The sequence below is a fragment of the Deltaproteobacteria bacterium RIFCSPHIGHO2_02_FULL_44_16 genome (genome assembly GCA_001798185.1).
Classification (GTDB): domain Bacteria; phylum UBA10199; class UBA10199; order 2-02-FULL-44-16; family 2-02-FULL-44-16; genus 2-02-FULL-44-16.
In genome coordinates this window covers 118,732-129,940 of sequence record MGRM01000004.1, presented here as the reverse complement: position 1 = coordinate 129,940, position 11,209 = coordinate 118,732, and the positions used below count along the sequence as shown (strand labels likewise).

Genomic DNA, 11,209 nt, shown 5'->3' with positions numbered 1-11,209 from the left:
GGGAGCAGGACAAACGGTAAGACCTTCTTTACATTCAGCAGCACAACAGATTCCAGAGCGACGACTATTGGAAAGACACGAAGTGCCATCAGCTTTGGGAGCATTGGTGACAACGCCACTCATAGCATTGCAGCTATCGACGGTACAGTCATTGCCATCATCGAAGTTAATAGCGGTGATTCGATTATTGTCACAGACTCCTAAAGCATTACACGTATCGATCCCGTTACAACGATCGTTGTCACCAGGACAGCTCATCCCAGGTTGAGGCACTTGTGAAATGGCTCCTCCTTGAAGAGGATCACAACGCGCAAGAGTGCACGGATTGCCATCTTCATGAGCAGTTGGATTAAAAATCTCGCAAGGACTGCGAGAGAGAATCAGGCGAAGGGGATCAGTATTGATTCCTGTTATATTATCAACCATGGGTGACCGAGGTGTGCCGATGAGAGAAGTATCAATAACCCGTACTGCGTCCATGCCAGTATCCATAATATAAAGGAAGCGGCCCGTATGATGGATTTTCATGTCGCTTAAATCGCGTCCTCCTGTAATCGGGACGGTTGTAGATATCGGATTCAAAGATCGAATTTGACCTGTCTCCAGGACAGTGACTGTCGCAGCTTCTGAACTTAAAACATAAAGCTTTGAACCATCAGGATGAAGCTGCAAGAGATAGGGTTTGCTGTTCAGCGGAATCGTCCGAATGATCTGGTTCGTCGTTGTATCCAAAGCAACAACAGTGTGCGCATCGGTTGTTGCAACATAAAGAATCTGGTGTTGCGAATCGACGACCATTTGAGATCGATAGTTATAAGGATAGGACCAACCGAATTCGGGGAAACGACCAGGAAGGGTGATTGAAGTAAATGTTCCATTCCCTGGCCCTCCAGTCCATATCCATAACTTTGAATTGCTATTGAGCATGTAATTGTTATCGATCATGTAAATGAAACGTTCATCCGGGCTGAGAATAATATCTTTTAGTTCAGCTCCGCTTGCAGCTGTAATGTTTCGAACATCGATAAATTGATGCGTTATGGGGTCAATAACATAGAGGAATTGGCCATTTGTGACAAAGACGCGGGGCGGTGTTTGACCAAATGCAACTTCCGGTCCGCTGCTTAAAGTGGGGCTGAATCTATGACTACTATCAGCCAAATGAATCGAACCATTTCTTTGAAACAAAGCAAGAGAATATGGATCCATAGGAGCTGCAACATAAGAGAAATCTGGACTGATGCCAATTTCCCAAGGACACCTTTCGACACCAAAACTATTCACAACAGGATTTGCCGTTCCTCCCATAAGTGATGTGTCCATCACGATCAGTTTTTTGGCACCAGCGAGATTACGACAATAACTCAGTCGCTCTGAAGTACCGACATAAAGAAATCGATTATCCGGACTGAGAGTCATGGTATGCGCGCGAAGATGGAGATTTGGATCATACTCAAATGCACGAGAAGAAGAAGGCTGATCGAGATCAACCATGACAACGTGATTGTCCGATTGCATGATAAACATGAGACCGAGTTGGTTGCTTTGGCCCCATACCGTTAAAGGCAAAGAAGAGATAAAAAGGATGGAAAAGAAAAATGACTTCAACTTCATCGTGTCTCCTTCCAAAGAGTTACAACAAGCAAAAAAAGTGCCATAAAAAGACAAAGAAAGAAAACAGGATAATAGAGAATTTCTCGTTCTGAGAAGTTTCAGCATCGTTCTGATTGACACCTCGCATTTCCTCTTTTACAAAGCATTTTCCATTCACCAACCAAAGGAGAAATTATGAAAAAAATAGCATCGTTTTTCGCAGTGGCAGTTCTGTTTGTTTCAGTAGTTGCGCAAGCCTCAGGTTATGATGGCACCTATCACTTTTCATCGCGCACAAAAGAGGGAAAAGCAGATATGTCGGGTTGGTGGGGAATGATGGTGATTACCAATAATACGATGACACGCGTTTATCATTCACCAGATGGCAAAACAGAAAAATTTTATGCAGGCCCTTATAAGCAAGAAGGAAATCTTTTGAATGTCACTTTTACCCAAGCCTATAATCCATCCTATGTCGGCAATACGCATCAACAGAAAATGACGATGACCGGAAATACGCTGACCCTTTCAAGCCCAGATGGAACGTTTCACGAAACGTGGACGAAGAAGTAATCGGTTTTTTTATGGTTCGAAATGTGCTATGAATATCGCCAGTTTTTAGAGTTCATTCACCAAAAAGGGGGGAGAATGCATACGAATCAAAAGAAGCTGTGGCTCACAACGTTTGTGGTGTTTGTGTGGTTTTATCTGTTTGATTGGCTCTTTCACGGCATGTTCATGAAAGAGACGTACATGGCAACATCACAGTTCTGGCGTTCTGAAACAGAGATGATGAGCTATATGCCATGGATGGTATTTGGACACTTCTTCTTAGCATTGATGTTTACCTTCATTTTTACCAAAGGCTATGAACACAAAGGGACAGCAGAAGGCTTTCGTTACGGCTTTTATGTTTCCCTTTTCTTCAATGCTCCACTTCTCATTTGGTATGCGGTCATGCCATACTCGCTAAATATGACTCTCATGTGGATCGCAGCAAATTTTGTGAAATTCATTGTCGGTGGACTGATTACCTCGAAGACCTATACCACAGCGACTGCATAAATTTTTTATATATTAATGATACAAAAAAGGCCTCTTCTCAGAGGCCTTTTTCTTGGTGAAGGTCTGAAAGCGATATACTTTCAGCAAGCTGAAATGTTCCAACACGTGTTCGCGTAAGTTCAGTGAGATAAGCTCCGACGTTTAATTTTTTACCGATATCTTCAGCAAGAGTTCGGATATACGTGCCTGAAGAGCAGGTGACAGTGATGGTGAGATAAGGGGATTCAAAATCGACAAGTTCCAGTGTATGAATAAAAATTTTTCGAGGTTGAAGTTCTACCCGCTGTCCTTTACGCGCAAGTTTGTAAGCCGGAGTCCCATTTATTTTGATGGCTGAAAATGCAGGAGGAACTTGCTCGCTCTCTCCTCGAAATGTGCTCAGGACATTTTCAATCTGTTTGCGCGTGAGTGACGATGGATCGCCGCCTTCTCGAATCTCTCCGGTAAGATCTCCCGTGGAACTCATTTTCCCAAGACAAAGTGTGGCTCGATATTCTTTCTCCGTATTTTTCGAAATTTCTCCGAGTTGTTTGGTCCCTTCGCGTGTGACACCAACAATGAGGACACCGGTTGCAAAAGGATCGAGTGTGCCAGCGTGACCGACACGTCGCTCACCTGTGATGCGACGCACGACATCGACCACATCATGCGACGTTATACCTGCTGGTTTGTTGATATTTATGATCATATTTCCTTGATGTCATTCCTGCGAAAGCAGGAATCCAGGTGTTTATGAGATTTTCTGGATCCCCGCTTACGCGAGGATGACATTTCATTCCGCTCATGGTGAGCTAGTCGAACTATGAGCGATGCACATCCTTCGACAAGCTCAGGATGAGTGGTAAAAGAAATTTCAATTTTCTCGAGAAAATCCTTATCAGTTGGCTTATTCTTAAGCTCTCATCGGGTCAGGTTTATCAGGAGGAAAACCAAAATCGTTCATAGCTTGCACAATGATATCGGGCTTTATCTTTCCTTCGTTTTTCAGTTGCGTCAGCGTTGCGATGACAATCGATTCAGCATCGACTTCAAAGAAACGACGAAGGGCAGCGCGAGAGTCACTGCGTCCAAGTCCATCGGTACCAAGTGAAAAGAGTTTTGGAACCCATCGAAGAAGTTGATCTGGAACCACTCGCATCCAATCGCTTGCAGCGATGATCGGACCTTCAGCATTTTTGAGGGTTGTGACAATGTAAGGTTCGTAAGGTTTTTCTTGAGGATGCATCATATTCCATCGTTCGATTTCAAGCGCCTCGCGACGGAGTTCGCTGTAACTCGTCACATTCCAGACATCAGCGGCAATCTGATAACGCTCTGCCAAAATTTTCTGGGCTCTCAGAACTTGCATGAGAATGGAGCCACTGCCAAGGAGTTGAACGCGATGCCATCCCTTTTCTGCAGCAGCTTTTTGAAAAAGATAGATGCCACGAATAATGCCGTCTTCAACTCCTTCAGGTAAGGGTGGCATTTCATAATTTTCATTTTGAAGGGTGAGGTAATAGATCACATCTTCGCCACGCTCGTACATTTCGTAAATGCCTTGTTGCAACATAACCAGAAGATCAGCAGCAAACGCAGGTTCATACGTTCGCACGCGCGGATAAGCGCTTGCAAAAAGAGGAGTGTGTCCATCTTGATGTTGTAAGCCTTCACCATTGAGCGTGGTTCGTCCCGAAGTAGCACCGAGGAGAAAACCGCGACACGGCATATCTTGCATGGCCCAGATCAAATCCCCAATGCGCTGAAAACCAAACATCGAATAAAAAGTGTAAAAAGGAATCATCGGAACACCGTGCGCTGCATCGCAGGTTCCTGCTGCCGCAAAGGTCGCTCCTGCTCCTGCTTCACTAATCCCTTCTTCTATGAGCTGCCCATCTTTTGCTTCACGATAATAAAGAAGCATATCGGAATCGACCGGTTCATACAGTTGCCCGACTCCTGAATAAATGCCGACTTGTCGGAAAAGAGGATCCATTCCAAACGTGCGCGCTTCATCAGGAATAATAGGAACAATAAATTTTCCTAATCGTTCATGACGCAAAAGTTTTGAAAGCATGGAAGTAAACGCCATGGTCGTTGCAACTTTTCGGTCTTTTCCTGTTCCTTGGAGGAATTCGGGAAATTCTTTGAGATCAAATGTCGCAAGAGATTTCTTTTTATTTCGCAGTTGTGGAACAAAACCACCGAGCGCACGACGCCGCTCCACTAAATACTGCACCTCTTCACTGTCCTCAGAAGGACGATAAAAAGGAGTCGTTTTTAAATCTTTATCTGAAATAGGAATGTCAAATCGATCACGGAAAAAGCGCAGCTCTGCTTCATTCATTTTCTTTTGTTGATGTGTAATATTTCTACCTTCACCCGCTTCTCCAAGCCCATATCCTTTAATGGTTTTACAGAGCACGACCGTTGGTCTGTCACGGTGCTCTATTGCAGCTTTGTAAGCAGCATTGACTTTTTGTGCGTCATGCCCGCCGCGACCGAGACGTCGAATCTGTTCATCAGAAAGATGTTCGACCATCTTTGAAAGTTCAGGAGTTTTTCCAAAAAAATGTTGCCGCGTATAACTTCCAGGAGCAACCACATATTTTTGATAATCACCATCAACCGCTTCATTCATACGTTCTGCAAGATATCCATGTTCATCTTGAGCGAGAAGAGGATCCCAATCACGTCCCCAAATCACTTTGATCACGTTCCAACCTGCACCACGAAAGAGCGATTCGAGTTCCTGAATAATTTTCCCATTCCCTCGCACGGGACCATCGAGACGTTGAAGATTACAATTAATCACGAAGGTGAGATTATCGAGTTTTTCACGCGAAGCGACGGTCAGCGATCCCATCGATTCGGGTTCATCCATTTCACCATCACCCAAAAATGCCCAGACACGCGATCCACTGGTGTCTTTCAGTTCACGGTCATGCAGATAACGGTTAAAGCGTGCTTGGTAGATGGACATCAGAGGAGAGAGTCCCATCGACACCGTGGGATATTCCCAAAAATTTTTCATCAGATATGGATGCGGATACGAGGGAAGTCCGCCCCCTGGTTGAAGTTCTTGGCGAAAGTTGACGAGCTGCGCTTCTGTCAGGCGCCCTTCTAAAAAAGCACGAGCATAGATGCCAGGAGCTGCATGACCTTGATAAAAAACTTGATCTTGTCCTTCTGGATGATCCGGACCTTTGAAATAATGTTGAAAGGCTACTTCAAAGAGAGTGGCTGAAGAAGCAAAGGTCGAAATATGCCCGCCGATCCCCTCGAGATTTCGATTTGCTCGAACGACCATGGCCATGGCGTTCCATCGAATAAGACTCTTAATTTTACGCTCCAGCATTTCATCGCCGGGATAGGGAGGTTGCGTGCTTACCGGAATGGTATTGATATAAGGCGTTTCAAATGGAAATACGACGCGTGTCATTGGCTCTCCTTTCACGATTTCCTCTTGTTCGTCAAGGATTTGCGTAAAGACTTATCTTGTCTGCTTTAGCGGGCCATAGTGACGTATGAGCGGAAAAACAAGCAGAAGCCAAAGAAGTGTCGATCCAAAAGCAATCCAGGAATAGAGAGTGCTCAGAAGAAAACCGGCTTTTCCGAGAAAGAGGAGACCTAAAGAGGTACCACCTTTACTGAAACGATATCCGAAGGTGTCAATCACCTCTTTCGTTCGATATCGAGCGTCAAAGGAGAGAGGAATATAAAGTAATTCTTTGGCCGCGCGAAAGAGCGAGTAGTCAAAAACTTTAAAGACGAGAAGTGCAGTTGCTGCTGTAAAGAGAGAGGGATTATAAACAAGCACGCCCACTGCAATGGCGTGAAGAATCGGAATTCCTGCATGAATGATGAAGAGAGGCAAATAACGTAAAAAGAGAGGAGTGACGATAAATTGAAAGAAGGTTGCTACACCATTAAGAAGCGCAAAGAATCCACCAGAATAAGCGGTTTGGGTATCGGGGTTCGGAATTTCAAGCTCGAGCATTCCCTGAAATCGAAGCGTGAGCACGGTGGAAAGAACTTGAGTTACCATCACGATGAAAAGAAGTGTCAGAAGAGGAGAGCGACGAAAGAGATCGATTGCCAGGGCGCCATGTTTTTCTTGTAACCCTCCTTCGGGAATCGGTTCACCACAGGCGCGATAGGCAAGCATCGAAAAAATCGCGCAAGGAATCATGGTCACCGATGCGAAAAGAAGCATGGTCACGGTTCCGAACGATTCCGCAAAATGATTCAACAGCAGGCCGCCGGCAATAGCGCCAAAAGAAGAAATGCCGACAATGGGGCCGTTGAGTTTTTTTGCGGAACTATTATTCAAGGTACTATTGAGAAACGACCAATACTGTTCAATGATTAAAATGACATACGCTTCGCGAAAAATATAAAGCACACCGGTCATCAGATGCGAGCCTCTTTGAATAAAGAAATAGGCAACAAGAAAAAAAACGCCGGAGAGAAGAGTCGTCAACGAGAGGGTGCGCGATGGACCAAGAGCGGTCAGGATTTTTCCGTAAAGATAAATCGCGATGAAAACACCGATCGGCATGATGGCCATGACAATCGGAAAAGCATTGATCCCATAGGCAACTTTATAGAGCGTATTTGAACTACTCCGAATCAGTTCATAACCACAGAGAAGAAAACTGGCAGAGAGCGATATGAGCAGAGCGGCAAGAAGATGCCGTCTTGGTAAGTTTTTTATCATGAGTCGGAATCTTTTTTCTTCTGCTTTGCGATCCAGTCTTCGTAGGATTTTCCTGCAGCATGGTCTTCGCCCGTCAGGATCACGCTTTCAAGATCAGTGATCTTAAATTTTGCAGGTTCTCCCTTTGGCGCCAGGAAAACTTCAATAAAATTTTGCTCACGTGTTTTAGGATTTGAAAATTCGCGATTGTACAAAAATCCTTCGATCGCGTTTCCATTTTTAAAGGTGATGGTCACATTGCCACGATAGTCAAAAGCCTTTTCAATTTGTTGTTCAAGTTCTGTCATTTTTTGCTCCTTTGAAACCAATTTCCACCACAATCGGTTTATGATCGGAAACTTTATGTCCTTTCCATAAAACTAACGGAAGCACTTTCGCAGTTCCCGCAAGCGCATGGCAGTTGCGGCCCGCAAACCAGTCGACTTTGATGGACGCATTGCCACCGATGGCTTCTGCAATTTTTCGTGTCCACTCGACACAAAACTGAGGAAGACGTTCTCTCATCTTATGATTACTTGAAGTATCGTTCATCGAATAGGGAAGCGTTCCCACTCCTTCTTCATTGAAATCAAGATAGTTGAACGAGCGTGTTTGTAGTTCCGTAAAGAGCGGTTCCATGCGTTGATACGGATAACGATAATGAACTTTTGCCAAAATATGAGGTTTCGTGAGAAAAGCGTGTCGGAGTCCGCTTGTGATAAGACGAAACGTACTTTTTGCATTATAAGTTGTCGTGTTCCAGTCACCACCCAGAATGATGGGGGTGTTCCCCAGATTTCGTGCATCGAGAGCATTCAAAACCATGCGCATCTGATGTTGCCGCTGCTTTGGGGAGGAATGTGCGTCGAGATGTGCGCAGACAACATAAAGTTGTCCATTTTCTGTGTTGATGCGCGCTAGCAATGCCTGTTGTGATCCAAGTCTTTTTTCCACACCGCGAAATTTATCTTTGCAGTTGAAAAGAGGAATCGTGTGAAGATCATCCAGAGGATATCGTGACAGAATCGCATTGCCATGGAGTCCCAGATTATTTTCTCCATTACTTTTCAGCTCTGCTCCTGTTCCTTTGGAAAAGCAGAGGTAGGCATTTCCGTAAAAGACATTCATGCCGAGGGCTTTTCCGAGTTCGTAAGGAACGTTGCGATTACTTGATCTTGCCATGCCGATATCGAGTTCGGTGAGAAGAAGAATATCAGCATTGTGAAGATCTGGATTTTTTTGAAACGTATTCACAATGGCATCGAAGTGAGTACCACGATCAATATTCCACGCTGCCATTTTTAATGATTTTTGCGGAGATACAGACGAAGTCAAGGGATGATGCCATTTTAATCGAAGAGAAGAAAGCGCCGTGAACGCTGATGCATGTTGACGATAGAGCTTTGCACGTTTTACCGCTCGAAGCGTGCGATAGCCCTGAAGTTTGAGCATGACCTCTTTGAGTTCCGTCGAGATGTTGACCATCTCACCTTCTTTACAGAAAGTTTTTGGCGATGCCAGTAAAATGTTGTTTGCGTTACTGTAGGGGGCCGATTTTGGTGGTCGTCTTTTCAAGACGCGTAATCACCGCTGATGGAAGAGGGGCGTAGTGCAGAGGCGATGCCATGGTTTGGCCCTCATGAAAAGACCAGGTGAGGAAATCATGGAAAGCCTTTGCCTTTTGATGATCAGGTTGTCGTTCATAAACGAGAAGATACGTGAACGAACTTATCGGATAGGCTGATGCTCCGACAGGATGTGTCAGCGAAACACGATAATCTTCGGGTATTTTTGTTTCTGCTGCTGCAGCCGAAATAGAAGCAATGTTTGGCTCTATAAAATTTCCAGCTTTATTTTGAACCAGCGCAACAGGGAGATTGTTTTGCACCGCGTACCCAAGCTCAATGTAACCGATTGAACCCGGTGTCTGTTTCACAAGTCCTGTGACTCCCTCATTCCCTTTGGCGCCAAGCCCAGCCGGCCAGTTGATCGATTTTCCTGTCCCTGCTCGCACAAGCCAATTGCGACTGATTTTAGAAAGATAATCAGAAAAAACATAGGTGGTTCCACTCCCGTCAGATCGATGGACCACTAAAATAGGTTGATTGAGAAGTGGTTTATCGGGATTGATGGTTACAATTTGGGGATCATTCCATTTGGTAATTTTTCCCAAAAAGATTTCAGCAATGATGGGACCCGTTAATTTTAAACCTGTTCCCACGGCAGGAAGATTGTAAGCAATGACGACTGCACCTAAGACCGTTGGAATATGAAGAAGAGGTTCTTTCACCTTGGTCAATTCAAGATCAGACATCGGAGCATCCGAAGCACCGAAGTCAACTGTTTTGGAAAGAATCTGTTGAATGCCTCCACCGCTGCCGATTGATTGATAATTGAATTTTACGTTGGGATTCTTTTTTTGATATTCATAAAACCATTTTGAATAAAGAGGATAAGGAAATGTCGCTCCTGCACCGTTCATCAGAAGGGTATCAGCGCCCCATGCAAAAGGTGTGGTGATAATGAAAGCAAGCGTGAAGAGTGAAGTAAAAAGTTTTTTGAAACTATTTTTCATGAGTGCTCCTTTTTTAAAAGACAACTTGAAGTTGGGTGCGGATGCGATGATCGTTTAAATTCTGACCTCGATTATTTATTAAGAACGCATAATCTGTTTGAAGTTTCAATGAATGCTTATTGAAAAAAGTATTCAATGCAAAAGCATATTCATATTGGTTGATCAGCGTTTTAAAAATGGTTCCTGCAGCTCGAGCAGCAACTTCAAAACGTTGCGGAAGAAGAAAATATCCCAATTGACTGTTGTAGCCCCAGTTCGTGACCGAAGCTCCTTCTAACGTATGGTTGACCATGCCCGCAGCAAGCCATGAGAGACCGTGATATTTAAAATCGACATCGACGGTGCCATGTTGTGCTTTCGTGGTGGCAGGAATTGTACCATTGCTAAAAGAGCTTGCCCGTTCATTGTAAACAGTTGCGGCGCCAAAACCAAGTGTAGGAAGGGCACTATAATCGACGTCGGATTCAGAATATTTGTAATTTCCGAGCAAAGGAAATTCGAGACGAAGTCCTGTAAGGAGATTACGATTTCGGTTTACATTATTTTGGCCTTCGCCATTCATGGCAAAGAGATAATAGTTCATCCAGTAATTGAAGAGATAGCCATGAAGAGTGACACCGAGATCGCGTGAAAAATTAAAAAAGTCTGTGGAAGAAGCGCGATCAACAAATTGTTGTTTGCCATCAGAAGTGAGCTCTTGTCGCAAGAAGGGGACTTTGAATTGCCCCGTTCGAATTTGCGCGAGATCATATTTGGTCCAATCGACATAATAATCTTCAAGTGCGGGGAGGCCTGTAGTGCTTTCTGCCGTCACAGCATTCACGGTTGAGGTGCAGGCAGCATTGGCGCAAGCAGCGCTTGTCGTTGCCGCAGCTCGTGTCCCAAAACTCATTTCAAAGACGTAGAGCAGCGCTTTTGAAAAGACGTTCCCATCGAGTTTGATTTTTCCGCGTTGAATGACAAAGGTATTGGTGTCTGTCGTTTTTTCTAAAGAGTTATAGGTAAAGCGTGCTTGCAGTCTTCCCTGAATCTGCACTCGATTGTTCCCATCAGGGGATTCAATAAAAAGCCCTTCTTTATAGCCGACGATGGGACCCTCTTGTGCAGTTGTCGCTGTTTGAGCGAAAAGGAGAGGGGATACGGCAAAAACAAGAAGAAAAAGAATGATCAGTCTGAACATTTTCATGTTGCCTCCTTCAGCAGACCATTCCTATAAAATTTTTGTGGCAGAAAAAAGATGGAATTGTAACATTTGTGAAACAAAAGAAACACACTCGATTCCCAAAAATCCGAGAGCT

The 11,209-nt window shown here is 44.4% G+C and carries 9 protein-coding genes and 1 pseudogene; 2 read left to right on the top strand and 8 right to left on the bottom strand.

From position 1 onward, the window contains the following. Positions 1-1,614, bottom strand: a pseudogene (locus tag A3C46_02400) (hypothetical protein). A gap of 174 nt (positions 1,615-1,788) precedes the next feature. On the opposite strand from A3C46_02400, the gene A3C46_02395 reads away from it, so the two are divergent. After that, positions 1,789-2,166: a hypothetical protein gene (locus tag A3C46_02395; GenBank protein OGQ23560.1), complete on the top strand. Its 378-nt coding sequence runs from the start codon at positions 1,789-1,791 to the stop codon at positions 2,164-2,166. A gap of 75 nt (positions 2,167-2,241) precedes the next feature. Beyond that, a complete protein-coding gene (locus A3C46_02390) occupies positions 2,242-2,658 on the top strand; it encodes a hypothetical protein (protein ID OGQ23559.1) in 417 nt (138 codons plus the stop codon). A gap of 37 nt (positions 2,659-2,695) precedes the next feature. On the opposite strand, the gene A3C46_02385 is transcribed toward A3C46_02390, so the two are convergent. The 7 genes from A3C46_02385 to A3C46_02355 form a co-directional block, all read right to left on the bottom strand. Then, positions 2,696-3,346 (bottom strand): tRNA pseudouridine(55) synthase TruB, encoded by a 651-nt coding sequence (locus A3C46_02385; protein ID OGQ23558.1) that lies wholly within the window; start codon positions 3,344-3,346, stop codon positions 2,696-2,698. 204 nt (positions 3,347-3,550) lie between these two features. Further along, a complete protein-coding gene (locus A3C46_02380; GenBank protein OGQ23557.1) occupies positions 3,551-6,079 on the bottom strand; it encodes a pyruvate dehydrogenase (acetyl-transferring), homodimeric type in 2,529 nt (842 codons plus the stop codon). Positions 6,080-6,130: 51 nt separating this feature from the next. Further along, a complete protein-coding gene (locus A3C46_02375; GenBank protein ID OGQ23556.1) occupies positions 6,131-7,357 on the bottom strand; it encodes a hypothetical protein in 1,227 nt (408 codons plus the stop codon). Further along, complete coding sequence (locus A3C46_02370) at positions 7,354-7,644, bottom strand: hypothetical protein (protein ID OGQ23555.1); 291 nt, start codon at positions 7,642-7,644, stop codon at positions 7,354-7,356. Before A3C46_02370 ends, A3C46_02375 begins: the two co-directional genes overlap by 4 nt. Continuing rightward, the gene (locus A3C46_02365; GenBank protein OGQ23554.1) at positions 7,631-8,821 is read right to left on the bottom strand and encodes a hypothetical protein; all 1,191 of its coding nucleotides are present in this window, start codon (positions 8,819-8,821) and stop codon (positions 7,631-7,633) included. Before A3C46_02365 ends, A3C46_02370 begins: the two co-directional genes overlap by 14 nt. A gap of 52 nt (positions 8,822-8,873) precedes the next feature. Then, the gene (locus tag A3C46_02360) at positions 8,874-9,911 is read right to left on the bottom strand and encodes a phosphate ABC transporter substrate-binding protein PstS (protein OGQ23553.1); all 1,038 of its coding nucleotides are present in this window, start codon (positions 9,909-9,911) and stop codon (positions 8,874-8,876) included. A 13-nt stretch (positions 9,912-9,924) separates the two neighbouring features. After that, complete coding sequence (locus A3C46_02355) at positions 9,925-11,097, bottom strand: hypothetical protein (protein ID OGQ23552.1); 1,173 nt, start codon at positions 11,095-11,097, stop codon at positions 9,925-9,927. Between the last annotated feature and the right edge of the window lie 112 nt (positions 11,098-11,209).

What these genes read in the sequence shown, in the direction of transcription:
- A3C46_02395 (OGQ23560.1), top strand. Translation starts at nt 1,789, where the DNA reads ATGAAAAAAATAGCATCGTTTTTCGCAGTGGCAGTTCTGTTTGTTTCA.
- A3C46_02390 (OGQ23559.1), top strand. Translation starts at nt 2,242, where the DNA reads ATGCATACGAATCAAAAGAAGCTGTGGCTCACAACGTTTGTGGTGTTT.
- A3C46_02385 (OGQ23558.1), bottom strand. Translation starts at nt 3,346, where the DNA reads ATGATCATAAATATCAACAAACCAGCAGGTATAACGTCGCATGATGTG.
- A3C46_02380 (OGQ23557.1), bottom strand. Translation starts at nt 6,079, where the DNA reads ATGACACGCGTCGTATTTCCATTTGAAACGCCTTATATCAATACCATT.
- A3C46_02375 (OGQ23556.1), bottom strand. Translation starts at nt 7,357, where the DNA reads ATGATAAAAAACTTACCAAGACGGCATCTTCTTGCCGCTCTGCTCATA.
- A3C46_02370 (OGQ23555.1), bottom strand. Translation starts at nt 7,644, where the DNA reads ATGACAGAACTTGAACAACAAATTGAAAAGGCTTTTGACTATCGTGGC.
- A3C46_02365 (OGQ23554.1), bottom strand. Translation starts at nt 8,821, where the DNA reads ATGGTCAACATCTCGACGGAACTCAAAGAGGTCATGCTCAAACTTCAG.
- A3C46_02360 (OGQ23553.1), bottom strand. Translation starts at nt 9,911, where the DNA reads ATGAAAAATAGTTTCAAAAAACTTTTTACTTCACTCTTCACGCTTGCT.
- A3C46_02355 (OGQ23552.1), bottom strand. Translation starts at nt 11,097, where the DNA reads ATGAAAATGTTCAGACTGATCATTCTTTTTCTTCTTGTTTTTGCCGTA.